The sequence below is a fragment of the Shewanella aquimarina genome, assembly GCF_023349185.1.
GTDB classification, from domain to species: Bacteria; Pseudomonadota; Gammaproteobacteria; order Enterobacterales; family Shewanellaceae; genus Shewanella; species Shewanella aquimarina.
Map to the genome: position 1 here is coordinate 47,982 of NZ_JAKIKY010000009.1, position 25,294 is coordinate 73,275.

16 protein-coding genes are annotated in these 25,294 nt (G+C 53.3%); 9 read left to right on the forward strand and 7 right to left on the reverse strand.

Features of this window, described 5'->3' with window-relative positions; all coding sequences use genetic code 11:
* Positions 1–15: 15 nt before the first annotated feature.
* Complete coding sequence (mltF, locus tag L2731_RS12225) at positions 16–1,443, reverse strand: membrane-bound lytic murein transglycosylase MltF (protein WP_249253370.1); 1,428 nt, start codon at positions 1,441–1,443, stop codon at positions 16–18.
* A gap of 325 nt (positions 1,444–1,768) precedes the next feature.
* On the opposite strand from mltF, the gene purL reads away from it, so the two are divergent.
* The 7 genes from purL (at position 1,769) to L2731_RS12260 (ending at position 12,200) form a co-directional block, all read left to right on the forward strand.
* Positions 1,769–5,650, forward strand: coding sequence for a phosphoribosylformylglycinamidine synthase (purL, locus tag L2731_RS12230; protein ID WP_249253495.1), 3,882 nt, complete (start codon positions 1,769–1,771; stop codon positions 5,648–5,650).
* Between the two features lie 1,240 nt (positions 5,651–6,890).
* On the forward strand, positions 6,891–8,447 hold the full coding sequence (locus L2731_RS12235; protein WP_249253372.1) for a cytochrome ubiquinol oxidase subunit I: 1,557 nt from the start codon (positions 6,891–6,893) through the stop codon (positions 8,445–8,447).
* Positions 8,448–8,462: 15 nt separating this feature from the next.
* Positions 8,463–9,602: a cytochrome d ubiquinol oxidase subunit II gene (gene cydB / locus L2731_RS12240; RefSeq protein ID WP_011865105.1), complete on the forward strand. Its 1,140-nt coding sequence runs from the start codon at positions 8,463–8,465 to the stop codon at positions 9,600–9,602.
* Between the two features lie 14 nt (positions 9,603–9,616).
* Entirely contained in the window at positions 9,617–9,733 is a 117-nt protein-coding gene (gene cydX / locus L2731_RS12245; RefSeq protein WP_041510590.1) for a cytochrome bd-I oxidase subunit CydX, read from the forward strand.
* A gap of 632 nt (positions 9,734–10,365) precedes the next feature.
* Positions 10,366–11,220, forward strand: a complete 855-nt coding sequence (locus L2731_RS12250) for a DUF2806 domain-containing protein (protein ID WP_249253374.1) — start codon at positions 10,366–10,368, stop codon at positions 11,218–11,220.
* Positions 11,221–11,299: 79 nt separating this feature from the next.
* Positions 11,300–11,581 (forward strand): hypothetical protein, encoded by a 282-nt coding sequence (locus tag L2731_RS12255; protein ID WP_249253376.1) that lies wholly within the window; start codon positions 11,300–11,302, stop codon positions 11,579–11,581.
* A gap of 328 nt (positions 11,582–11,909) precedes the next feature.
* Complete coding sequence (locus L2731_RS12260; RefSeq protein WP_249253378.1) at positions 11,910–12,200, forward strand: hypothetical protein; 291 nt, start codon at positions 11,910–11,912, stop codon at positions 12,198–12,200.
* Positions 12,201–12,611: 411 nt separating this feature from the next.
* Here the strand turns inward: L2731_RS12260 and L2731_RS12265 are convergent, their stop codons facing one another.
* The 3 genes from L2731_RS12265 to L2731_RS12275 form a co-directional block, all read right to left on the reverse strand.
* Positions 12,612–14,615 (reverse strand): methyl-accepting chemotaxis protein, encoded by a 2,004-nt coding sequence (locus L2731_RS12265; RefSeq protein ID WP_249253381.1) that lies wholly within the window; start codon positions 14,613–14,615, stop codon positions 12,612–12,614.
* Positions 14,616–14,801: 186 nt separating this feature from the next.
* Entirely contained in the window at positions 14,802–17,873 is a 3,072-nt protein-coding gene (locus tag L2731_RS12270) for an efflux RND transporter permease subunit (protein WP_249253382.1), read from the reverse strand.
* A 3-nt stretch (positions 17,874–17,876) separates the two neighbouring features.
* Positions 17,877–18,998, reverse strand: a complete 1,122-nt coding sequence (locus L2731_RS12275) for an efflux RND transporter periplasmic adaptor subunit (RefSeq protein WP_249253383.1) — start codon at positions 18,996–18,998, stop codon at positions 17,877–17,879.
* A 142-nt stretch (positions 18,999–19,140) separates the two neighbouring features.
* On the opposite strand from L2731_RS12275, the gene L2731_RS12280 reads away from it, so the two are divergent.
* On the forward strand, positions 19,141–19,752 hold the full coding sequence (locus tag L2731_RS12280; RefSeq protein WP_249253384.1) for a TetR/AcrR family transcriptional regulator: 612 nt from the start codon (positions 19,141–19,143) through the stop codon (positions 19,750–19,752).
* A 222-nt stretch (positions 19,753–19,974) separates the two neighbouring features.
* Positions 19,975–20,886, forward strand: a complete 912-nt coding sequence (locus L2731_RS12285) for an outer membrane beta-barrel protein (RefSeq protein ID WP_249253385.1) — start codon at positions 19,975–19,977, stop codon at positions 20,884–20,886.
* A gap of 164 nt (positions 20,887–21,050) precedes the next feature.
* Here L2731_RS12285 and L2731_RS12290 read toward each other — a convergent pair whose 3' ends face one another.
* The 3 genes from L2731_RS12290 to L2731_RS12300 form a co-directional block, all read right to left on the reverse strand.
* Positions 21,051–21,611 (reverse strand): chalcone isomerase family protein, encoded by a 561-nt coding sequence (locus L2731_RS12290; RefSeq protein ID WP_415837026.1) that lies wholly within the window; start codon positions 21,609–21,611, stop codon positions 21,051–21,053.
* Between the two features lie 222 nt (positions 21,612–21,833).
* Positions 21,834–22,313 carry a DUF2947 domain-containing protein gene (locus L2731_RS12295; RefSeq protein WP_041510598.1) on the reverse strand — a complete coding sequence of 160 codons (480 nt, stop codon included), beginning with the start codon at positions 22,311–22,313 and terminating at the stop codon, positions 21,834–21,836.
* Between the two features lie 110 nt (positions 22,314–22,423).
* Complete coding sequence (locus L2731_RS12300; RefSeq protein WP_249253387.1) at positions 22,424–24,907, reverse strand: 6-hydroxymethylpterin diphosphokinase MptE-like protein; 2,484 nt, start codon at positions 24,905–24,907, stop codon at positions 22,424–22,426.
* Positions 24,908–25,294 lie beyond the last annotated feature (387 nt).

The following is a 25,294-nucleotide window of genomic DNA, read 5'->3' on the forward strand; positions in this document are numbered from 1 at the left end:
ACAAGCTTTAGCTCATTAATCGGGCTGACTCGCTGAAACCTCGCTTTGTGATTGTTTTTCGGCCGTTTGTTGCGTTTCCACCATTTCATCTTGTAACTCTTGATTCTGATTGTCAATCCAAACCAGGGTGTCGTAGTAGCGTCTGATGTTATCCACATAGTGGACCGCTTCGCCGCCGCGGGCATAGCCATAGCGCGTCTGCTTGTAGTATTTGCGCTTCTGCAGCAGGGGCAATACTTTTTTCAAATCCCGCCAGGCACTTGGGTTTAGTCCCATAGACTGCGCCAGCTTACGCGCATCTTCCACATGGCCATAGCCTATGTTGTAGGAAGCCAGCGCAAACCACATGCGTTGATTGTCGGGGATCGACTCCGGCAGGCGATTGAGAATGTCACTCAGGTATTTGGCGCCGCCTCGTATGCTCTGCTCTGGATCCAGACGGTTGTCGATCCCCATTTGCTTGGCCGTGGGCAGGGTAAGCATCATCATGCCGCGCACCCCGGTGGGTGAGCGGGCGTTGGGATTCCAATGGGACTCCTGATAGGCGGTGGCCGCCAGTTTACGCCAGTCAAGGTCACCTGCGTATTCGACAAAGTTGTCGCGATACTTGGGCAGCCTGCTGTCGATGGCCCTTAGGAAGGCACGGGTGTCCACATAGTCGAAACGCTTCACATGGGCGAAATACTTCTCGTTGAGATGGGCCAGGGTGCCGGCTCGCTTCTCCTGGTGCCAGAAACTCAACAAGTCGCTCATCAGCTGATCGCTGCCGTTGGGGGGCAGCAGCCAGACCACGGCCTGGCCTTCTCGCAGAACCGGGCCGGCCCTGAGCTCAGGCATGTAGCGGCGGTTGATCTCGAAGGTGGTCGAATCGGCGATGGTGTAGCTGATCTCGTCGCGAGCGATCATTGCCAGCAGCTCTTCGCTGTCCTTGTCGCCTTGCTGATCCCACACCAGCTCGGGGTAGAGTTTTTGCAGCTCGGCCAGGGTCTCGATAAAGGAGGAGTCTGAAACCACGGTGATGTTATCGTCCAGCTGACTCACGTCTGTCGGGTATTTGGCCCCCTGCTTGTAGACCAGCACCTGATTAACATAGTAGAGCGGCGGCCCCAGCCTGAATTGTTCTCGGCGGCTCTGGGTATCTGCCAGTCCGGCGGCGATCAGATCGATCTCACCATTTCGCATCGCCTGGTAGAGATCGCCTATGGTGGGGTAGGGCTGCATCTTGAGTTCAAGACCCTGATGCTCGGCAAAACGCGCCGCCATCTCATAGTCGAAGCCGGCGAGTCCCTGACCTGTGGTCACATAGATCTGCGCGCCGTAGAGGGTGCCGACATTGAGCTGGGTTTTGGGCTGGGCCTCAACCACTTTTGCTGGTTCCACGCGCTCGCCCTGACAAGCCGTCAGTAGCGATACACAGTATAGAATCAGCAGGAGAGTTCTCATTAAGTTACTATTTTTTAATCCATTTTATAAAAATCGGCCGACGATTATATCACAAGCTGGTCAAAGGCAATAATGGCGATTATTTCGGCTGAAATTATTTGTTGGTCTATGGATGATTTTGGCGTTTAGCCCACTTAAGTATGGGGCATGAATTTAGCGCCGCGCCAGTTTCTTTAAAACGTAAAGCTGTTTTCGCGCTATGGTGATAATAAATCGAAGGAAACGCCGTTTTGAAGCCATGCTACGGATGATTTGTGGCCCACATTTCCCTATAATAGCGCCAGATCTGACCCTGCAATTATAAATAATAAGGTGAAAAGACGTGATGGAGATCATCCGCGGAGCCCCTGCATTATCAGCGTTTAGAGTCCAAAAGCTAATGGAGGCCTGTCAGAGTACGGCGCTTCCAGTACAAGATATCTATGCTGAGTTCATTCATTTAGCCGATTTAACAGAGGCATTGGATGCTGGCGAAACCCAGCAGCTGGCCAAACTGTTAACCTATGGACCTGCGATCGAAGCACATGCGCCCCAAGGCAACTTGTACTTCGTAACGCCGCGTCCGGGCACCATCTCTCCATGGTCGTCTAAAGCGACTGACATCGCTCATAACTGTGGTCTGAACAAGGTCAAGCGCTTAGAGCGCGGTATCGCCTACTATGTTCAAGCCGACAATCTGGATGACGCCCAGCAGAAGCAGCTGCTTGGCCTGCTGCACGACCGCATGGTTGAAGTGGTGTTGCCAGATTTCGAGCAGGCGAGCAGCCTGTTTGCCCGCACCGAGCCAGCAGTCTTTACCAGCGTCGACGTGCTGGGTGAAGGCAAGGCGGCACTGGAAGCGGCCAACGTTAAATTGGGTCTGGCGCTGGCGCCGGATGAGATCGACTACCTGGTAGAGAACTTCCAGCGTCTGAATCGTAACCCTAACGATGTCGAGCTGATGATGTTTGCCCAGGCGAACTCAGAGCACTGCCGTCACAAGATCTTCAACGCCGATTGGACCATCGACGGCGAGGTACAGTCAAAGTCGCTGTTCAAGATGATCAAGAACACTTTCGAGAAGACCCCAGATCACGTGTTATCTGCCTACAAAGATAACGCCGCCGTGATGGAAGGTTCTGTCGCCGGTCGTTTCTTCCCCGAGCCAAACGGGGTGTACGCCTATCACACTGAGCCTATGCATATCCTGATGAAGGTGGAGACCCACAACCACCCGACGGCCATCAGCCCATACCCAGGTGCGGCCACAGGTTCTGGCGGTGAAATCCGCGACGAAGGCGCAACCGGTCGTGGCTCTAAGCCTAAGGCTGGCCTCACCGGCTTTAGCGTATCAAACCTTAAGATCCCAGGCTTCGTACAGCCATGGGAAGGCGATTATGGTAAGCCTGATCGCATCGTGACCGCGCTAGATATCATGACCGAAGGCCCACTGGGCGGCGCGGCCTTTAACAACGAATTTGGTCGTCCGGCGCTGCTGGGCTATTTCCGTACCTATGAGCAGGAAGTCTCGAGCCACAACGGCGTCGAGGTACGTGGTTATCACAAGCCAATCATGCTTGCCGGTGGTCTGGGTAACATCCGCGAAGAGCATGTGCAGAAGGGTGAGATCACCGTCGGCGCCAAGCTAATCGTTCTGGGTGGCCCTGCGATGAACATCGGCCTGGGCGGCGGCGCGGCTTCCTCTATGGCCTCTGGCCAGTCGAGCGAAGACCTCGATTTCGCTTCTGTGCAGCGTGACAACCCAGAGATGGAGCGTCGCTGTCAAGAAGTGATCGATCGCTGCTGGCAGATGGGCGAAGCCAACCCGATTCAATTTATCCACGACGTGGGTGCGGGCGGTCTGTCGAACGCCTTCCCTGAGCTGGTGGACGACGGCGGACGCGGCGGTCGTTTCGAGCTGCGCAACGTGCCATCGGACGAGCCGGGCATGAGCCCGCTGGAGATCTGGTGTAACGAGTCGCAGGAGCGTTATGTACTCTCGGTAGCGCCGGAAAACCTCGAGCTATTTACCGCCATCTGTGAGCGTGAGCGCGCGCCATTTGCCGTGGTGGGTGAGGCGACTGAGGAGCGTCACCTGACCCTGTCGGATGAGCACTTCGACAACAAGCCTATCGATCTGCCGCTAGAGGTTCTTCTAGGCAAGGCGCCTAAGATGAGCCGTGACGTGGTGTCGCAAAAGGCGGACTCGCCTGCGCTGGCACAAGAGACAATTGAGCTGAAAGATGCGGTGCGCCGCGTACTGCGTCTGCCAACCGTTGCCGAGAAGACCTTCCTGATCACTATCGGTGACCGCACGGTTACCGGTCTGGTGAATCGTGACCAGATGGTCGGTCCTTGGCAGGTGCCTGTGGCCGACTGTGCCGTGACCGCATCAAGCTTCGATTCTTACAGCGGTGAAGCCATGTCTATGGGCGAGCGCACCCCGCTGGCACTGCTGGACTTTGGCGCCTCGGCGCGCATGGCGGTAGCCGAATCTATCATGAACATCGCCGGTAGCGATATCGGCTCACTCAAGCGTATCAAGCTGTCGGCCAACTGGATGTCTGCCGCGGGTCACCCGGGTGAAGACGCAGGTCTGTACGAGGCGGTTAAGGCCGTGGGCGAAGAGTTGTGTCCTGAGCTAGATCTCACCATCCCAGTGGGTAAAGACTCGATGTCGATGAAGACGGCCTGGCAAGATGGCGGCGAAGATAAGACGGTTACCTCGCCTATGTCGCTGGTGATCACTGCCTTCGGTGCGGTGCAAGATATTCGTAAGACAGTAACCCCAGAGCTGAGAAGCGACAAGGGCGACACAGAGCTGCTGCTGGTCGACCTTAGCCAGGGCGAGCGTCGTCTGGGCGGTTCATGTCTGGCGCAGGTATACGGTGAGCTGGGCGATAAGGCACCAGATTTGGCCGATGCGGCATTGCTGCGTGGCTTCTTCGAGGTGACTCAGGCGCTGGTGGCCGATAAGGCACTGCTGGCCTATCACGACCGTAGCGACGGTGGTCTATTCACGACGCTGGTTGAGATGGCGTTTGCCGGCAACACGGGTCTGGATGTGGATCTCAGCGCGCTGACGGGGACTCATTTAGAGCGTCTGTTCAACGAAGAGCTGGGCGCCGTGATCCAGGTGCGCGCAGCCGATAGCCAGGCTATCAAGGCGCAGTACCAGGCGGCCGGTGTGGCTTGCCATGTGGTTGCTAAGCCAGTGGCTGGCGACAGCATCATCATCCGTGATGCAGGGGCCGAGGTATTGGCCGAGTCACGCACCGAGCTGCGTACCATCTGGGCCGAGACCACCTATCGCATGCAGGCGATGCGTGACAACCCTGAGTGTGCAGAGGAAGAGTTCAAGCTCAAGCAGGTGGCCGATGCCCCAGGCTTGACCGTGGATCTCAAGTTCGACCCGAGCGAAGATATCGCCGCGCCTTATATCCTCAAGGGCACAGCGCCTAAGATGGCTATCCTGCGTGAGCAGGGGGTTAACTCTCATCTCGAGATGGCCGCCGCCTTCGACCGCGCCGGCTTCGAGAGCCGAGATGTTCACATGTCTGACATTCTCTCGGGCCGTATCAGCCTCGAAGAGTTCCAGGGCCTGGCGGCCTGTGGTGGCTTCTCCTACGGTGACGTACTGGGCGCCGGTGAAGGTTGGGCCAAGTCGATTCTGTTCAACGGCCGTGCCCGCGAAGAGTTCAGTCGCTTCTTCGAGCGTAACGACAGCTTCGCCCTCGGGGTATGTAACGGTTGTCAGATGCTCTCTAACCTGAAAGATATCATTCCGGGTACCGAGCATTGGCCACACTTCGTGCGTAACCGCTCCGAGCGTTTCGAGGCGCGTTTCAGCCTAGTGGAAGTGCAGAAGAGTCCATCCTTCTTCTTCGAAGGCATGGAAGGCTCACGTATGCCGATCGCCGTATCGCACGGTGAGGGTCGCGCCGAGTTTGCATCGCCTGAGGCGCTGGCCGCCGCAGAGGCGTCTGGCACTATCGCGCTGCGCTTCGTCGATGGCCATGGCCAGCTAGCGACGCAATACCCAGAGAACCCTAATGGCTCGCCAAACGCCTTAACCGGTATCTGTAGCACAGACGGTCGCGTCACCATCATGATGCCGCACCCTGAGCGTGTGTTTAGAACCGTGGCGAACTCTTGGCATCCTGACGAGTGGGGCGAAGATAGCCCATGGATGAGAATGTTCAGAAACGTTCGCGCTAAATTAGGTTAACCTAAGCTTAGCGGTTTAATTGATGCAAAAAGGGCCTCGAAAATTCGAGGCCCTTTTTTTATACCCACAAAGAGTTAGTTTAAACCCACACAGATACATGTACTTAGCCTTACTTTATTACATCCTGAACTGCTAAACAGCTATAAAGTAGGGGTATCGACGGATTTTTCCTTTAATTCGCGCAAATCACGCCTAATGGGATCTGCCCCGAAAATCGCTAAAAGGCGATATTAATTATTTAGCGACTGCTAAACTAATCTAAAATCATCTAAACCAAGTCGTTAGAAAGTAAAAAGCCACCGCCTTCGAGGAGAAAGCGGTGGCCGTTTTGCGCTAACAAAACTTCAAGCAATGGCGGGTTAAGGTGCTATTTACAGCTCTCTTGCAGTATAGAGTTCAACAAAAGTGCGCTTGTAGCTGTTAACTAGACGATCAAATAGGTTTTTCATAACGGATTCTCCACACAGTGATTAATGATGTGAGCGGAGTTTGGCTTGCCGGGCAACTTCACCGGGTTGATTGAGCCGTCTCCTTAACACAGGCATATAGTAAGCAAATGCCGCCTAGGGAACAAACGATTAAAATTGCAAGTTCTCATTAGAATTTTTAATAAGTAATAAGTATTCTTGGTGTGATATAGATGTTTTTAATTTCATATTCCATTGATTTTGTTGGTTTGTTTTGTTTGTTGTGTGCTGATTTAGAGTTATATATATTGACTCTTAAATTGTTAAATCTTGTTAAATATTGCGTTTTGTGCGATGTGAGCTGAAATTTGCTAAAAATAGCCTTTTTATCAAAATTTAATGGCTTCCTATCACGTTTGCAATGTTTTGGCAAGCGTGTTGCCGGGTGAAGTGTGGCGCCGTCCGCAAAACCCACTATCCGCGCCGTGTTTGATTGATTTGAATCAATTTTGAATGGTATAAAATGCTTAGGGTACGTTTGATATGCCTTGTTGTAAGTTTTTGAAAAAAATAATTTAAATTGATTTTCTCGGCCGTTTCTGCGACGGGGGTTTAAAAACCAAAAGGTTTTGTGAGCCGCCTCTCAAAAACTGGGGTGAGAGGGCCTTTTTGAGCGTCAGCGACGCTTGAGCGAGGCAAAAAGTTAAAATTTGGCGGTTTGTGAGACTCGGGTCTGACAAATTACTTGAATAATAAAATTCCTAAATAGGCATTTTTCCGGGTTGATGGGGATCTAACCTTGAAGAATGATCGCACCACCTAAGGAGTCACTGATGATTGTTGAAGAGGTTGTAGAGCTCTCGCGCTTACAGTTTGCGCTGACAGCTATGTATCACTTCCTGTTTGTACCTTTGACCTTGGGGCTGGCGTTCTTGCTGGCCATTATGGAATCACTCTATGTGATGACCAATAAGCAGATCTATAAAGATATGACCAAGTTCTGGGGTAAGCTTTTTGGTATTAACTTCGCCCTGGGCGTAACCACAGGTCTGGCGATGGAGTTCCAGTTCGGGACTAACTGGTCGTACTATTCTCACTATGTGGGTGACATCTTCGGTGCGCCACTGGCTATCGAAGGCTTGATGGCCTTCTTCCTCGAATCTACCCTGGTGGGTATGTTCTTCTTCGGTTGGGACAGATTCAGCAAGCGTCAACACCTGGCGGTGACCTGGTTGGTGGCCCTGGGCTCGAATATGTCGGCGCTGTGGATCTTGGTTGCCAACGGCTGGATGCAGAACCCAGTCGGTAGTGTGTTCAACTACGAAACCATGCGTATGGAGATGACCAGCTTCGCCGAGGTGCTGTTTAACCCGGTTGCGCAGGTGAAGTTTGTTCATACCGTGGCTTCTGGCTATGTGGCTGGCGCCATGTTTGTACTGGCGATTAGCTCATACTACATCCTAAAGAAGCGTGACCTGCCGTTTGCCCGTCGCTCTTTTGCCATCGCGGCCAGCTTCGGTATGGCATCTATCCTGTCGGTTATCGTACTGGGTGACGAGTCAGGCTATAAGGTGGGTGAGGCCCAGCGCGTTAAGCTGGCGGCTATCGAAGCCGAGTGGCACACAGAACCTGCACCTGCGGCCTTTACCGCTGTGGGTTTCCCTAATCAGGAAACCATGCACACAGATTATGCCATCAAGATCCCATACGCCATGGGTATCATCGCGACCCGCTCTATCGATGAAGAGGTTACCGGTATTCGCGACCTTATCGTCGAGCACGAGGAGCGTATTCGCAACGGCGTGAAGGCATATGCCATGTTGACCGAGCTGCGCGCCGGCAACGAAACTCCAGAGCTTCGCGCGGCCTTCGAAGAAGCTAAAGTCGACTTAGGATATGGCCTGCTGCTGAAGCGTTACACAGACAATGTGGTCGATGCCACCGAGGAGCAGATCAAGGCGGCCGCCAAGGACTCAATCCCATCTGTTGCGCCTATGTTCTGGAGCTTCCGTGTGATGGTTGGCCTGGGTGTCATCATGCTGTTCGTGTTTGCGGCGGCCTTCTGGCAGAGCACACGTCATCAGATCGAAGAGAAGCCTTGGGTACTTAAGGCGGCGCTATACAGCCTGCCACTGCCTTGGATCGCCATCGAGTGTGGTTGGTTCGTCGCCGAGTACGGCCGTCAGCCTTGGACCATCTCCGAGGTGCTGCCAACCTTCATGTCGGCTTCTAGCCTGAGCGCGGCGGATCTCTGGTTCAGTATCATCTCTATCACTCTGTTCTACACAGTGCTGCTGGTGATTGAGCTGTTCTTGATGATCAAGTTTGCACGTAAGGGACCTAGCAGTCTCAAGACGGGCCGTTATCACTTTGAAAACCTAGAAGCTTAAACCGGAGATCTCATTATGTTTGATTATGAAATATTAAGATTTGTCTGGTGGGCGCTGATTGGTGTGCTGTTCATCGGATTCGCCGTCACCGACGGTTTCGACATGGGCGTGGGTGCCTTACTGCCTATCATAGGTAAGGACGATACCGAGCGCCGTATTATGATCAACTCGATTGCCCCCCACTGGGACGGCAACCAGGTATGGTTAATCACAGCCGGTGGCGCCCTGTTTGCCGCCTGGCCTATGGTATACGCGGTATCCTTCTCTGGCTTCTATGTGGCCATGATGTTGGTGCTGTTTGCCCTGTTCCTGCGTCCCGTGGGCTTCGATTACCGCTCTAAGATTGAAGATCCAAGATGGCGTAAGGCTTGGGACTGGGCACTGTTTGTCGGTGGCTTCGTACCGCCGCTCATCATAGGCGTGGCCTTCGGTAACCTGCTGCAAGGCGTGCCGTTTAACTTCGACGAGTACCTGCGCGCAACCTACCACGGTGGTCTGTTTGGCCTGCTGAATCCATTTGGCCTGCTGGCCGGTCTGGTGAGCGTGTCTATGATCATCATGCAGGGAGCCTCTTGGCTACAGATGAAGACAGAAGGCGAGCTGCGCGTACGTGCGGCGACGGCGACCCAGGTGGCTGCGGCCCTGGTTGCAGTGCTCTTCACCCTGGCTGGTGTATGGCTGGCCAATGGTATCGACGGTTATGTAGTGACCTCGACTATCGACACCCACGGCGCATCTAACCCAGCCCTTAAGACGGTTGCGGTAGAGGCGGGGGCCTGGCTGGCCAACTACGACAAGTACCCAGTGACCATGCTGTTCCCAATTCTGGGGATTGCCATGCCTGTACTGGCGCTGCTGGCGAGTCGTTTCAACCGCTCTGGTTTCGCCTTCCTGTTCAGCTCGCTGGCGGTGGCTATGGTGATTCTGACTTGCGGCGCGGCCATGTTCCCGTTCGTGATGCCATCATCACTTGAGCCAAACGTGAGCCTGACCATGTGGGATGCCACTGCGAGTCACATGACACTGACTGTGATGACCTGGGCGGCGGCGATTTTCGTGCCTATCGTGCTAAGCTACACCATCTGGACTTACTTCAAGATGTTTGGTCGCTTGAGCCGTAGCTACATCGAAGACAACAAGACGTCACTTTACTAACAGGAGCCGACACTATGTGGTATTTTGCTTGGATATTAGGCATTTTGCTGGCGTGTTCTTTCGGTATCATCAACGCCTTGTGGTTAGAGAATACTGAGAACATGGATAGGGATTCAGAGCTTAACGATTAAGTCATGAATCGCGATTGATGAGAAACCCCGTATCAGAATGCGGGGTTTTTTCTTGCCCGTGTTTGGGGCGCACGGGCTAGCGCTTTGGATTGAGAGTGGTTTAGCGTTTGGCGGTATTTGTGATGGCTGAGGATTTGAAGGTCGAACCTTTGTTGATGTTTAGTGCTTGCCGTAGACTTCATTGGCGTTTGTTTAGGTCATTTGAAGGTCGTTCCTTCATGGCAACCTAACGCCTGCCCGGCGGGGGGATGTGCAGATACGTCTGTGACACGCTGTGCGCCATCCTTGGCCGCTCTACGGTTTCATCCCTGAAACCGAAGGTCACAGCCGTATCTACACTCGGTATCTAACGTCTCTTCGATTTGGCGGTATTTGTTTCTCACTAATACAAGTTATTATTTTTAGAGAAAAAAGCGCATTAAAATGTGAAGTGACATGTTGAATGCCAACTACAAGATAGATTAAAGTATCACCAATCAAGGACAGCGTTAGGCCAACTCGAATCAAACATCGACGACGCCATTCAGGGAATGAAAAGCCATTCAAAACGCACCAATCAACTCCCTCAAAAAGTTAACTCTGATCCCATTTATTTTAGGCGGCATTCTCGCTAAAAGCGTTAGGTATAAATAATGTCAGACGATAATTCAACATCACTAGTTAATCTCGGTGAGCTTTCTAAGCCCGCTAATACGCTAATCGAAAAGGTTTCATCTGCAATCGGTGGGGTATTTGAACCATGGCAAATAAAGCGTGTTGCAAAAGCGGAAGCTGAAGCAAGTTTGATTAAAGCAGAGTCAGAGATAAAAATTACTGACTTACATCGCAGAGCAATGCACCGTTTTGTCGAAGAAGAAGCTAATCGTCAAGAAAACATGGAGGAGATTACCAAAAAGTCTATTCCCCATCTTGACGACACATCTAATCCTGAAGATATGGAAGATGATTGGCTTACAAATTTCTTCGATAAGTCGCGGATTGTTTCAGATGAAGAAATGCAAACTATATGGGCTAACGTTCTTGCTGGCGAGGCAAATACACCTGGCTCATTTTCCAGGCGTACAGTGAACTTGCTGAGCGATCTTGATAAAAGAGATGCGGAGCTATTCCAGACTTTATGCAAGTTTGGGTGGAATATAGGAAACTTCACTCCATTAGTCTTTAATAGCCAAGCACCGATTTACAATGACCTGGGGATTAATTTCAGCACCTTGTCTCATTTAGATAGCTTAGGGCTAATTCAATTTAATTCACTTTCAGAGTTTACCAGACAAGGATTGCCAGAAAAATTCACGTTAACTTATTGTGGCCGTTTGTTAACTTTAGAAATGAAAAATGGGCAAAATCAGCTGTCCATAGGCCAAGTACTGCTTTCGCAAGCAGGGCGAGAGCTAGCACAGGTCGTGCGAGTTCCTGGAGTTGATGGTTTTTATGACTACGTAAAAGATCAGTGGAAAGCGCATATTCCTAGTGAAGAAAACACCTAACAAGCGTATGCTGCGAGACTGGTTTTCAGCTGCGATCCAAACTAGCTGCAAATGTGGGGTTATATGTATCGAGAGAAAAATGAAAATTAATCGAGTTATAGTAATTGGCTTTATTTTAATATTAACCGCCTGCGCGCAATCATCTGGAGTCGTCCCATTAGGCGGTGATAGCTATATGATCTCCAGATCTGAAAAGGGATTCGATGTCACTGGTTCTGCGGTTAAAGCTGATGCTTTAAAAGAAGCAAATTCCTATTGCCAAGCTCAAGGGAAAGAACTTCAACTCATTAAAGCTGTTCCTAAAGATATGGTTCCGTTCAGGTCGGATGCGCAAGCAGAGATTGAGTTTAAGTGCCAATAGCTTGCATTTCACATTTTTAGGTTGAGCCGTTCGCCGCGCAAAATGCGCGCAGCTGTGGCAACTTACACGCTGCTCCGTTCTTTTTCGATAACCCTAAACAAAGGTGTTGTATACCTATGCTCTTTCATGAGGTCGAATTTTGACTGATGTCTCGTTCAAAAAAGTAAATTCAGTGGGTCAATATATTGTATTTTTGCTGTGTTTATTGTGTTGCTTACCTTTTTATTTTTTTCATGAAAACATTCCACCGAATCTCATAGGTAAAGCTATTGTTATCTCTCTCTATATTCCGATTTTGTTTATTTGGCTATGTTACAGAATTTACAGGATGTATAGCGATCCAAGCCTTGTCGTTTTGAAGCTTGATGTGAATAGCATTGAGATTGATGGTGTTAGTCACGGCGTTGAACGCCTTAAATACCTTGATGTTGTCTTTGAAAATGACCATTTTAAGCTGGAATGGGAGCTACGAAGCGCCAAACAAATTTGGCAAGCTCAAATCATGAGCACTCGCGCGCACTATGTTACCGACGCCCCTTTAAGTGAAATCAAGAGTTTGACCGAATCTTCTAACAAACTGTCTTACTCTGATAATTCGAGTAAGCTGCAATACAGCTAACATACGCAGTAGATTGTATGCTTGGGCAGTCTTAGGATACCAAAAGGCGCCAAATCGAAGAGACGATAGATACTGGTGTAAACACATTTGTGACCTTCCGAGGCATGGATGCCGAGGTAGAGCTCACAGGGAGGTGCTCGTAGCGTGTCACAAATGTGTTTGCACATAAGGCCTGCGGCAGGCAATTGATACACCATGAAGCCATGGTTAAGGCTTCCTTGCCGATGGCTATGCTGGCAAACGTTAAACATCCATTCCAAGCCACAGTGCTTTAATCGTTAAACTACCTAGGCATTAAATTTCCAATAGTCGACACCTCGCTAAGTACACTCAGCTACTGGCATGTCAGCCAGACATAAAAAAGCCGCTTAATAGCGGCTTTTTTCATTGAGATGAGCGGTTACGCTGAATTTACGACTTAAACACGCTGATCTTCTGTTTGATCTCGGCGGCGATGTGGGAGAGGTTTTGGGCGGCGTCGACTGTGTCGCCGGCGCGCTGTTCGCCGTCGCGGGCGAGCTCGGTGATCTCATGTAGGTTGCGGGTGATCTCGTCGGCGACCGCGCTCTGCTGCTCTGTGGCGCTGGCGATGCTGCTCGACGCTATAGCTAGCTCCCCTATGCTGATGGTGATCTGGTTGAGGTTAGTCGCTGCCTCCTGTCCCTGGGCGGCGGAGGCGGTGCCCAGCTGGTGGCTCTGGCCCATCTGCTCGGCGGTGAGTTTGATCTGCTGCTGTAGCTGAGTGATGGTCTGGCTGATCTCTGAGATCGAGGTCTGGGTGCGCTGGGCCAGGGTTCTCACCTCGTCGGCCACCACGGCGAAGCCGCGGCCCTGTTCGCCGGCGCGGGCGGCCTCGATGGCGGCGTTGAGCGCCAGCAGGTTGGTCTGCTCGGCGATGCTGTTGATCACCTCGGTGACCTGGCTTATCGCCTCGCTCTCCTTGCTGACGTTCTCGACGCTCATATGGCTGGCATCGAGCTGCTCGCTGAGTTTGCCTAGGCCCTGCACCAGTTGGTCGAGCTGCTGGTGGCCGTCGCGGGAGGCGTTATCCACTTGCTGGCTCTGACTGGCGCCGTCACTGGCGTGGTTGGCGACATCCCGCACCGAGGTGGACATCTCTTCGATGGCGGTGGCGATCTGGTCGGTCTGGGCCATCAGCTGCTGGGCCTCTTCGCCGTTGAGTCTGGCCACTTCCTGGGCGCTGCTGGCCTGCTCCTCAAGGGTGTTGACCGAGGCGCGTAGGGCGCCGACCAGCTCTCTAAGGCTCAGGGCCATCTGGCGCGCGGCGAGTGTGATCTTGTCGACCTCGTTGTCTGTATCAGGGCTCACCTGCTCAAATTCCTGGGTCAGGTCACCCTTGCCGAGTTCGGTAAGCTGGTGCTGCAGATGACGCAGCGGGCGTAGTGTCTTGACTAGCACCATAGAGAGCAGCAGGGTGATAAGCAGCACGCCCACGGCGGCGACGCCGGCATTGATGCTCAGCAGCTTAAGGCTCTCTTCGTTCAACTCGCGCTTCTTGGCCTGACCCAGCAGGGTCCATTGCCAGCCGGGGATGGTGACGGCGTAGGCGTACATGGGCTCCTTGTTGCCATTGAGGTATTCGCTCTCCTGGCCGCCGCGCTTGGCTTGTTCGATAGAGAGACCATCGAGTATCGCCTCTGTCAGTATGGTGCCCGATTCCTGATTAGGCTGGGCGATGATGGCGTTGTCCACGTTGCGGATCAGGGTGAAGTAGCCAGATTCTTCCAGCTTGAGCTGGTTCATCGAGCGTTGCAGCTCGGTCAGCGCCTCTGAGATATCGAAGCCGATATAGAGTATGCCTATGATATCGCCTTGGGGGCCCGTGATGGGGCGGTAGACGGTCATATAGTCTCTGCCAAACAGCCTGGCATAGCCTTCATATTCCTGGCCCGCGATGAGCGCGCCGTAGCCGGGGTGCTTCTTTCCCAGGTAGGTGCCCAGGGCGCGTTTGCCGTCGGCTTTTTTCAGCGAGGTGGAGATGCGGATAAAGTCGTCGCCGTCGCGAACGAAGACGGTGGCGTTACCGCCGGTGAGGTTAGAGTAGCGATCCACCTTGCTCTTGGAGGCATTGATCTGTTCGCGCTCGTGTACCAGAGCCGGTGTGGGTTTACCCATCACCTTGACCGTCTTATCCGGCTTGAAGAATTGCCCCGGGTACATGGCTCTGAGCACATCGGCGTTGCGTCTGGCCAAGCTCAACAGGCTGTTGTACTCGAGTTCAATCAGGTCGGCGGTGCTGTGCATCTGCGCCTTAACGGCTGTCTTTCCTTTATCTTCCAGCACGTTGGCGGCTGTGATGTAGGAGATGCTGCTGAGGATGGCAAATACGACGACGGTGAGGATCAGGGCAAGGGCGCCTATCTGTTTGGCGATAGGCCAGTTCTTATAGTTCATTTTGGTCATCCACCTTATGGTTATACTGTCGACAATGTAACCAAGGCAGTGCGAGATTGTTTTGACGTAGGTCTATTTAACTAAAGGAAAAAATGGGAGTGACGTCGGCAATTAGTCTAAGTATGCACTGGATCACCCTGGGCAGATGAGCCAGTGCATCTTGTGATTAGAACGTTAGTTAAGCCGTTAGCTGGGCTGCAGTGCTGGAGCGGGCGCCGTCTGCCGCTTGGTCATCAGCAGCTGGTACATAGTCGGCACCCATACCAGTGATAGCAAGGTGGTGAGCGCCGTGCCGCCGGCGATGGCGATGGCAAACGGTGGCCAGAAGCCGCCACCTGCGATGATCAGTGGCAGGAAGCCCCCTATGGTGGTGATGGTGGTCGAGCCGATATGGCGGCCACAGCTGCTGACCACGGCCACTATGGCTGGAATGCCCGCCTCACGCTTGTCCGGCATATCCTCAAGCTCCGCCAGGATGACGATGGCGGCGTTGATCGCTAGGCCCATCAGGCCCAGCAGGCCGATGATCACGGTAAAGCCGAAGGGATAGTTAAACAGGTAGACGGCGAGTAGGCCAAGGCCCGCCGACTGCACCGCGCTCAGCAGTATGATGCCGGTGAGGCGGAAGGAGTTGAACGACAGCACCACGGTGGCCAGCAGCAAAGTGATCACCAGGACTATGTTGGACAGCAGGTTACCCACGGCCTCGTTACGCTTGGCGCTCTCGCCGCCCACCTCGATACGGTATCCGGCGGGCAGTGTGAGGGCGTCGATGCGCGTCTTGGCCTGATCGAGCACCTGTTGGGGCAGCACATCGCTCTCCAGGTAGGCCTCTATGGTGTTGACGCGCTGGCCATCCCTTCTGGGGATGGCGCCCAGGCTGACGTCGATACGGCTGCTGGCCAGCGCCGAGAGCGGGATCCCCACGCCGCTCCCTGACAGCAGGTTGATCTGCGACAGCTCGGTCTGCTGCTCGCGCATTAGATCTTGGGTGCGTACCCGGATCGGCAACGACTCCGTTTGCTCCAGTATGCTGCCGCCATTGATGCCTGTGGTGGCCATCTGGATCTGCTTGGCGATATCCGTCAGGCTCAACCCGCTCATCTTGCTGGCGTCTTCGTTTACCTGAAACCACACCTTGGGCGCGCCGGCGCTCAGGGTCGCGCGGGTGTGCAGCACGTGATCTGTGGTGATAAGAATGCGCCGCACCTCATCGCCTATCTCTCTTAGGGTATCGAGATTGTGGCCGTAGATGCGAAGCTCCACGGGGGCATTAAAGGGCGGGCCCTGCTCCAGCTTGCGCACCAGGATCTGCGCCTCGGGGAACTCGCTATCGAGCTGGGTTTGCAGCCTAGGGATCAATTGGTTGGCGCGCTCGAAGTCGGCGACCTTGATCATCGCCTGGGCATAGTTGGCCGCCCCCTGCTGACGCTGCAGCAGGTTGTAGTAGAAGGAGGGGGCATTGCCGCCAATCACCCAGTCGAGCCTGTGCATCTCGCCCGTGGCCCTGAGGTTGGCGTCGATACGCTCTACCAAAGCGCGGGTGTTTTCTATGCTGGACTGAGGCGCCAGGTGCACCTCTATCTGGAACATGTCTCTGTCTGACGGCGGGAAGAACTGCTCCGTCATCTGCCCCGAGGCGATGAAGCCGCTTATGGGTAATATGCCGATCACCAGGCCCGCCAGCAGGGGACGCTTGAGGGCGATATGCAGCGTGGCGGTAAAGGCGCGGGCGATGATGGGGAAGTTGACCCCGCGCTGATACCAGTGAGTGGCATCTCCCTCGGCGCCGAAGCGGCCAGCGAAACCGGCGATCAGCGTATGGGAGATGAGGTAGGAACCCAGCAGGGCGAAGATCACCGAGATTGCGATACCGCCGACGAATTCTCCTGCGGCCCCCGGCATGAGAATGATGGGGGTGAAGGCCAGCATGGTGGTGATGGTGGAGCCCGCCAGCGGCAGCCAGAGATGTTTGAGGGTCTCGCCCACGGCGCCGAGGCGATCCAGCCCCTGGCGGCGACGCTGGGCGATGGCATCGACGATGACGATGGCGTTATCCACCATGATCCCTAGCGCCACCACCAGGCCGGTCACCGACATCTGATGAATAGGTAGGCCGACATATTTCATGCAGGCCAGGGTAAACAGGGCGGTCAGCGGCAACGACAGTGAGACGATCACCGCGTTACGCAGCCCCAGGGTCAACATGAGCACCACCAGAATGATGATGAAGCCCAGCAGCAGGCTGGCGATGAGGTCGCTCAGGCGGGTGGTGGTGTAGCCCTCTTGGTCGAACAGCCACTGGATCTCCACGTTGGAGGAGAGATCCCCCTGTACCTTCTCCACCACGCGATGCACCTGCTGTAGCCAGAGGTCGACCCGGGTGTTGTTGAGCATGCGCGCCGACACCATGATCCCCTGGGCCTGCTCTATGAGGGCGATGCTGGCGGCGGGGGTCTTGGGCTGGCGCTGCACGCTGGCGACCTCGCCCAGGCGTATGATCTGACCGCTTTCATCGACCTTGAGCGGCACCTGTCTGATGCGGGTGACAGAATCCAGCTCGCCTGAGACCTCTACCAGGGCGCGAAAGGCGTCGTTGGTGATCTCTCCGGCGGACACCTTAGTATCTGCGTTGGCAAGGATCTGGGCGATGGCGGCGGCGCTCAGGCCGATGCGATTGACATTCTGGGCATCGATCTGCACCAGGATCTCTTCGGTGGGGGCGCCATAGAGTTTCACGAAGTCTGTGCCCGGGATCAGCCTGAGCTGGCTCTGTAGCTCCTTGGCATAGCGGTTGAGGATATCCTGGCGCGGCTCGCCCGCGCCTTGCCACACCAGGCCCAGGATGGCGGTGTTGGCATAGCCCAGCTGATCATCTAGGAGGGCATTCTGTGCCCCTGGGGGCAGGAGATGCTGGGCATCGTTGATGAGATCCCTGGCCCTGGACCAGACCGGGTCTGTCTCTGTGATCCTGTCTTTAAGCTCGAGCTGGATGACGGAGATCCCCGGACGCGAGGTGGATTGCACCAGTTTTAGCTCTTCCAGGCGCCTGAGTTGGTTTTCCAGTACCTCGGTGACCAGGGCTTCGACCCGCTCCGCCGAGGCGCCCGGATAGTGGGTGACCACAGAGGCGAAGCGGTTGGTGATGCTGGGATCTTCCATGCGGGGTAGGCTGGTGATGGCGCCTAGACCCGCGACGATCAGCAGGGCGATCACTAGGCTGGCGAGACGACCATTTTCGACTAGGGCTCTAATCATGACTTACCTCGTCGCCACTTGGGTGTTGAGCATGACGCGCTCGCCCACCACGACCTTGTGCAGCCCTTGGGTGACAAAGCGTTCATCTTCGCTTATCGCCCCCTGGATGAAGGCCTGATCGCCACGGGTGTAGAGGATCTCTATGTCGCGCCGCTCGATAAGGTATTGATCCGGTTGCTGTTCGACCAGCACATAGAGGTTCCACAGGCCGCGCAGGCCGTCGGTGAGTGAGGAGATGGGCACCCAGAAACCGGCGGTGTCGACTGTCTTGTTGTAATGCAGGTAGGCCAGCTCGCCGTTGATCACCTTGGCATCTGTAGGCAGAGTCAGGCGCACGGGGACGGTACGTGTCACAGGGTTGACCTCGGCGCCTATGCCGGCCACGGTGGCCTGATAAGGGGTCTCTTTCACCGTCAGGGTCAACTGCTGGCTGTCTTCCAGGGTCTGCGCCAGGCTCACGGGTACACCGACAATTGCCTGCGGGTTGTTATGTTGGATCAGGGTAAACAGAGGCGCGCCCAGGGCCACCACCTCGCCTAAGTTGTTGTTGCGTTTGGCGATAACGCCATCGAAGGGGGCGACCAGAGTGGACTTAGCGATCCGCAGGGCGTTGGCCTCTATGGCGGCGCGCAGACGCTGCTCGGCGGCTTGCAGGCTGCTGAGTTGTCCCTTGAGTTCATCGAGTTGCTGAGCCGAGGCGTAGCCCTGCTTCTTTAACGCCAGGCTACGCTTGAGTGTGCTCTGGGCTAATTCTTTGTCGGCGCGGTTTTGCGCCAAGCTGGCGAGCAGCTCGCGCCTCTCGGCCTCAAGCAGGGAGGTATCCAGCTCGGCCAAGAGGTCGCCCTGTTTAACATGATTACCGCTATCCACCGCCAGGTGTTTGATCTTACCCGCCAGTTCGAAGCCGATAGCCGTGGTGTTACCCGCCCGTATGCTGCCGGTAAAGACCTGGGCCGTGTCATAACTGGTCGAGTGTATCAGGCGCTGACTCGAGACCTTGGGAAAGTGTTCGCTGCTGCCTTGAGCACTTTCCGGGGACTGGGCCTGCTGGCAGCCGCTGGCCACTAGGCTGAGGCTGCTCCATAACAACACCCTGGCGAGGGATTTGGCGGTAAACATCGTCATACTGATACGCTTCCGTGGTTAACAGTTGGTGAAAAAATCGTTAAACTAGACTTGTTAGTCTAATTTGCAAAAACTGGACTGTCTAGTCTAGTTTGTGTATAAATATGTCGTGATATAAATGAAGACCTTATAGGAAGTTTCAATGGTACAAACACCCCTTAGCCGCAGTGAACAGAAGAAGGCGCAGATTTTAAATGCGGCGATAGAGCTCTTCTGTGGGCAAGGATTTCCCAATACCAGCATGGATGAGGTCGCGAAGTTGGCGGGCGTCTCTAAACAGACCGTCTATTCGCATTTTGGCAGCAAGGATGATTTGTTCGTTGCATCAATCGAATCTAAGTGCGTCGTGCATCAGGTGACGGCCGAGCTGTTTACCAGCCCGGAGGAACCCGAGCAGGCACTGCTACATTTCGGTAACTATTTTGGCGAGATGATAGTATCGCCCGAGGCGATAGAGGTGTTTAAGACCTGTGTGGCCCAGGCCGATACCCACCCGGAAATTTCGGCGCTGTTTTTTAATGCCGGCCCTGAGTTCCTGTTGAATCTGCTGGAGAATTATTTCGGGCAGGTGGAGAAACTCGGCGAGTATCATTTTGGCGATCTGCGCCATGCCTCGGTGCGTCTGTGTATGATGCTTTTTGGCGAGATGCGCCTCAAGTTAGAGCTAGGCTTACCGGTCGAGGATCTGACTGCTAAGCGCCCTGCCTACATCAAAGAGACGGTGAGCATGTTCCTGCGCGCCCATCGAGTCTAGGCGCTGGCAATTTTAGTTCAAAGCGCGGCTTTAATAAGAGTTTTAGCCACGCTTTTAGTAGCAGAGCTTGCCGTTTTTAAAGGGAAAGTGATCTTTTCGCTAGTCTGGTCGTACTAAGCTTGAGTGTACTAATTTTATGATTGGAATTTGGTCGGGTGCCCACATTGAAATCGCGCAGCCGGCCAAACCTTAAGATCAACTGAGTATCCCCAGGGAGAGGGTATGAAGCCTAGCCTATTATCTCGCAATAAGATCAACGCCCTGGTTTTAGGGTTAACCTGTCTGACGGCCGTTTCCGCCCAGGCGGCACAAGGGGGAGCGCGACAGGCGTCGCCCCTGACCCTGTCGGTATCGCGTATCGGCGTCGGCGAAGCCGATGTGGGTGACGGCGGCTTGGCGTTGCAGCGCGACACCTGGCTGTTTGGCGCCAAGACCAGCTATGCCTTGAATCGTCAATGGTCGCTGAGTGCCAGCATAAGCTACGACAGGCTGGATTATGATTGGAGCGGCCGCGGCTCGCTACTGAATGGTAATCTTGCCCCCTGGTCTAACGTAGACAGATATGGTGTGGGTGTGGGGCTCAGCTATCGCCCTAACGATCGTTGGCTGTTTCTGCTGGCGCCTAAGCTGCAGTACGCCTATAGCGAGGGCACCTCATCTTCCAATGCCCAAAGTTATGGGGTGGTCGCCTCAGGCATGTATCGCTTCAATGGCGGCAACATGTTGGGGCTAGGGGTGGCCTATCTCAATGACATCTCCGAGGTGCGCACCTTGCCTTATCTGGCGGTGAACTGGCAGATAACCGACAAGCTGAAGCTGGCTAACCCCTTCTCGGCGGGCTTTAGCGGCCCGGCGGGCCTAGAGCTGAGCTATCAGTGGTATGACACGCTCGATGTGGGCGTTGGCAGTTCGAAGCGCACCCAGAGATTCTTGGTGGAAGATGAGGATGTGACCCTGGAGATCGACGAGTGGGTCGGCTTTGTTAGGGCGGGCTGGCAGGCAAGCGAGCCACTGAAGTTTGACGCTTACCTGGGGTATTTCTTAAGCGGTGAGCTAGAGCTCTCCTCGCCGAAAACTCAGGTGTCGCTAGAGGATCAGCTGGCGTTGGCGTTTTCCGCCCAGTATCGATTCTAGGCTGTCGCTGATGAATAAAAAAAGTGATGAATCAGAAAATGCCATAAATAAGAAAATGTTATGCATACAAAAATGGCCTGAACATTCCGTCAGGCCATTTTTTTTATTCTTCATTAAGCTGTCATTTAGCTTTCAGTTAGCTATCGGTTAGCTTCAGCTATTGTTTATTCGCCTAGCATTGCCCGCTTGAGGCTCTTCTGCGCCGGCTTATCGCCAAGCCAGATCTTCAGCAGCGCCTTGCGAAAGGCCTCTCCCTCGACCGTCGCCTGTTTTTCGCCATTCTTATAGGCGGTGACGCCAAGATCTTTTATCGCCTCTAAGGTAAATTGATCCCCCTGGGCAATCGGCGCCGAGAAGAGGGCCATGAAGGCATCGATCTGGGGCTGAATTGCCTGAGGTTCGCCGTCTGTGGCATCGTCGAAGCCTTCGATGATCGCATCTTGCATCTTCTCTGAGGTGATCATGCCTGAGACGATATTCAAGCGAATCGCGATCCTAGGGGCGTTGAGCACACTCTCCAGCGTTTGGCTCGGGCTCGGGGTGTATAGGCTGCCCACATAGAGATCCATAAAGAACTTGCTGCGAATGCCGGCGCCGTTAAGGGCTAAAGGCTGTCCGCTTAGGGTGATCTCGTCGGCGAGTGGCACGTCGGCCAGGATGTTGGTGGCCAGTGTGTTAGCGGTAAGTGTGTTGGCGGCCAGTGGAGCACTGACCACGGCTGTCATCAGGAGTAGTTGGCGTAGGAGGGACTTCATATAACCTCTTATAATACCAATCGTAGTAAATAATTGATCACTCTAGCTTGTTAAATCGTCCGATAACTGTGTTACTATTTTTGATTGTAGAATAACTACTTATCGAAAAATTCTGCCTTGTTCTCGAACGTTTTTCCTGCGCTATTTCTGTTCACTTACTTACCGTGATTGGTATAGATTGTAATCGTTGGACTAGCCGCGTTTACCCAGCTGATATTGACCGCTCTGGTGGAAAAGCGCCGCCTGTTTCTTCTTGGGGGCGATCAGCAGTGGGCCGTCATCGAAGAAGAGAAAACATTTCCAGTTACGCACGAAGATGTCCCAGCGGGTCTCAATTATCTGATACTTGTCGTAGCAGAAATAGACCTGAGTATCATCACTCCAATCGAAGTGGCCCTGAAACAGCTCGGGTAGGGCGGGGGAGTCGCTGTCCCAGGCGCTTTGCCAGTGGTCGGTTTCCTGCCAGGCATCGCCCTTGGCGGCCCAGTCGCCCTTGGTAAATTGCTCGCTGCGGCTGCTCTTGTTGCTCACCCACTGATTCCACACCGTCATGGATGATTTTTGATCCAGGGGCTTGATGCAGGCCTTGTCTTCATCTGTGACAGGAAGATCTTTATGGTTAAAGATCCATTTGCGTTTGTATTGTTCGAGTGGGATATAGGTGTGCGCCACAGGGCCTCGCTATCGGCAGTAAGTTGTTAACGCCCGACATTATACGGCCTGCCACCGGACAAGGGAAACGGCGCCGCAGGATAAATGAGCCCTTGGCGCCAAAATATTCCTTAGGGCTTTATTTGCTTGAGATAGTTAAGCGCCGCCTGATTATGCTCATCCAGCATGAGGACGTTTTCGAAACAGGAGGCGGCGCCGTCGATTTGACCCGCCTGGGCCAGAAATATCCCTAATTTCAACATGACAGGAATGTCCTGCGGGTACTTGTCCAGGTAATCCAGGTAGATACCCAGCGCCGCTTGAGGATCGCCATTCAAGTTCAATGCATGGGCATATTGCGGCAGATATTCGTCGCTGTACTTAACTATCTTGGCGTAATGCTCGAGCGCCAGCGGGAGGTTATTGAGCTGCAGAGAAAGCTGGATGATCTGTTTTAGCTCCTCCTCTTGGCGGTCGGCCAAGGGGGTCTGTAGCACGGCATCGAGTGAGGCCTGTAATTGATTCTCCAGTAGGTAACGATAACTGAGTGCCAGGTTGTATAAACGGGCAATCTCGGGATCTTCATCGATATGAGGCGCCGTATATTGCACCATCTTAGTGATACCCAACAGGTGCTTTTGTTGCCTGAGTAACTGTAGTTTTTTAAAGGCGTTATCCATGATTGGGGCGGTACGCTCAGCCGAATGATCGATATATTCCTTGATGACAAACAAGGCATCAAAGGTCTTCTGGCACTCGGTAAGCATTTCTTGCTCTGCGGCTGACAGCTTTTGATACTGCTGGGGATGTCGTTCCTGCCAAAGTAACGCGCGGCCCCACTGCTTATCCTGAGCCCATCTTTGGCACAGCGCCTCTACGTCGACTTTCTGTTGATATTCGGCTAGGCGAGACTCAGTTCTCTCGATAGCCGATTGGACCTGCTCCAGTAGCTGCTCGCTCATCTCTTTGAAGGCGCTGTAGTAGATGCGCGTGCGCTTGTTGATCTCTTCTTGGGACCAGTCATCGGATTGTTGGGTAGATAAGAAATGACTGAATTCGTAGTAACCGTAGAATTTAATGAGGCTTGCTAGCACCTTGTGTTCTTTATTGATGCTCTGTTCGATACTTTCCAGCTTGTTAGCGAGCTGCGCGATGCGTTCATTTGTCCTTTCTTTCTCCAGTTTACCAATGATGGCTAGCGCGTCATTATTCTTGCTATTGAGCTGTATTAAAGCCTGTCGAGCTGTGGTCAACTCTTTGAGAGTACGAGTGAAATGCGCCACCCACTCGGCGTCGCTCGCAAGGTGTGCCTCTGGTGCGAGTAGATGTCGCTGGACGGCATCTATCTGTGTGAGGGCGATAGTATCTGCCGGGTGATGTTCGATACCTTTCACCTTGGCGGCATCGGCAGAAAGGTTGATGTAGTGAGCATGCTGGGTGTGGGAAGCGATAAGATCCTCGGTCGCGCCGATGGCCTGCAATAACTGCATCGGAGTCTCTGCCATCTGTCCTGAATAGGTTTCAACCCATTCCATGATTGCCCCCAGGTTCGGGCCTAAGCTTGCGGCATAGGTGCCAGAAGTGTGACTGGCCCCACTTTGGGAGTGGCAGAAGTCGACGCCGCTGAGCAATATCTGGCTAAATCCCATCTCCCGTGCAATTTCCATCGCACTATTGATCACGGTAGGGCCTACGGATTGAATGTTCGTGTCTTTGGCGAAATCACTCCAGGGATAGCGTGGCCCCGTGTATAGGCTAGCGCCACGCCATTGCCCTAAGATCTGCGGCGTCACATGGTATGAGCAGATGAGTAGGGTGTCATGGGGCAGCGACATCATATCCTTGTTGACATCGAAACTGACGGACTGAGGGTCGACCGAGACGACGATATCGGGCTTGATGGCCAGTCGATTGAGTTTACCTATGACACGTGATGCGGCGATGATGACCAAGTTATCGCTATTTGCCTTTATCCATTGAGCATGGTTATCCAGCGACGGGCCACCCCCTAGGATGATACAGCTCTTGCCTCTGAATTGATCCGTTAAAATCGATGCCGGTCTCAGGGTTTCCGCGACATTTTTCAGTTGAGTCTTGACGAAGATTTTTTGGGTGAAGCCTATGCTATTCTCGAAATAAGCTTGTCTGACGGCGTTGTCTATTTGGGCGTGTAGCCAACTATAGCTATCGAGATAGTTACCGTCAGCCGCAACGGATCTATGTAATTTAAATTGCTGCTTTACGATGAATAAATTGTTCTCATAGGATTGAATTAAAGTCGAAAACTGTTCTAGGGAAACGACCTGAATAGCATCAGAAAGAGGCGAGGGGATCTCGATAGAGAGTAGAGATAAGATCTCATCGAGTTCGACAAAGATGTACTTGCTACCCGTGGGGGTGGTTTGCTCCATCACATAGTTTGCCAGTAGGCCAGAGTCTAGCCCAGCAATGATATGCAGTGTATCCGGGGTTGATAACGCTTTTTTGAGTTTGTTGTCGAAGAGGGTCGTCGAATCGATTTTTTCGAAGGTGTTGCGGTTGACGCTTGGTAAGTAATATTCACCAAACTGGCTGACGGCAAAGGTATTGGTTATTTCAGATTGATTGTTCTGCATTGCACCCTCAATTCGATGTTTTTAGACAATTTATTGACACTCTGGCCGACTTTTGCCGATTTAAATCCCTGCATGGCTTAGAGTCTGACTCAAATACGACACAAGTGCGATGTTAATCTGGGATTAATCCGACATGAATGCGAGTTTTATGCCAGCCAGCCTGTAGTAAGTATTTGAGGTAGAAGAGGATTAAAATTTAGCCAAAATGAGACCACTTAGGGACTTGTTGAAAAATAAGGTTAGACATTAGATATTAAGTTACTAAGATTAAAGATGTTTATTATATATTGATCGGTGTGGCAATTTGAGACGATTTTCGGTTGAATATCTGAGTTAGCTGTTATGGTACGAAATTTGCCTTACCTTTTTGACGATTAAAATTAAGCC

What these genes read in the sequence shown, in the direction of transcription:
- mltF (WP_249253370.1), bottom strand. Translation starts at nt 1,443, where the DNA reads ATGAGAACTCTCCTGCTGATTCTATACTGTGTATCGCTACTGACGGCT.
- purL (WP_249253495.1), top strand. Translation starts at nt 1,769, where the DNA reads ATGGAGATCATCCGCGGAGCCCCTGCATTATCAGCGTTTAGAGTCCAA.
- L2731_RS12235 (WP_249253372.1), top strand. Translation starts at nt 6,891, where the DNA reads ATGATTGTTGAAGAGGTTGTAGAGCTCTCGCGCTTACAGTTTGCGCTG.
- cydB (WP_011865105.1), top strand. Translation starts at nt 8,463, where the DNA reads ATGTTTGATTATGAAATATTAAGATTTGTCTGGTGGGCGCTGATTGGT.
- cydX (WP_041510590.1), top strand. Translation starts at nt 9,617, where the DNA reads ATGTGGTATTTTGCTTGGATATTAGGCATTTTGCTGGCGTGTTCTTTC.
- L2731_RS12250 (WP_249253374.1), top strand. Translation starts at nt 10,366, where the DNA reads ATGTCAGACGATAATTCAACATCACTAGTTAATCTCGGTGAGCTTTCT.
- L2731_RS12255 (WP_249253376.1), top strand. Translation starts at nt 11,300, where the DNA reads ATGAAAATTAATCGAGTTATAGTAATTGGCTTTATTTTAATATTAACC.
- L2731_RS12260 (WP_249253378.1), top strand. Translation starts at nt 11,910, where the DNA reads ATGTATAGCGATCCAAGCCTTGTCGTTTTGAAGCTTGATGTGAATAGC.
- L2731_RS12265 (WP_249253381.1), bottom strand. Translation starts at nt 14,615, where the DNA reads ATGAACTATAAGAACTGGCCTATCGCCAAACAGATAGGCGCCCTTGCC.
- L2731_RS12270 (WP_249253382.1), bottom strand. Translation starts at nt 17,873, where the DNA reads ATGATTAGAGCCCTAGTCGAAAATGGTCGTCTCGCCAGCCTAGTGATC.
- L2731_RS12275 (WP_249253383.1), bottom strand. Translation starts at nt 18,998, where the DNA reads ATGACGATGTTTACCGCCAAATCCCTCGCCAGGGTGTTGTTATGGAGC.
- L2731_RS12280 (WP_249253384.1), top strand. Translation starts at nt 19,141, where the DNA reads ATGGTACAAACACCCCTTAGCCGCAGTGAACAGAAGAAGGCGCAGATT.
- L2731_RS12285 (WP_249253385.1), top strand. Translation starts at nt 19,975, where the DNA reads ATGAAGCCTAGCCTATTATCTCGCAATAAGATCAACGCCCTGGTTTTA.
- L2731_RS12290 (WP_415837026.1), bottom strand. Translation starts at nt 21,611, where the DNA reads ATGACAGCCGTGGTCAGTGCTCCACTGGCCGCCAACACACTTACCGCT.
- L2731_RS12300 (WP_249253387.1), bottom strand. Translation starts at nt 24,907, where the DNA reads ATGCAGAACAATCAATCTGAAATAACCAATACCTTTGCCGTCAGCCAG.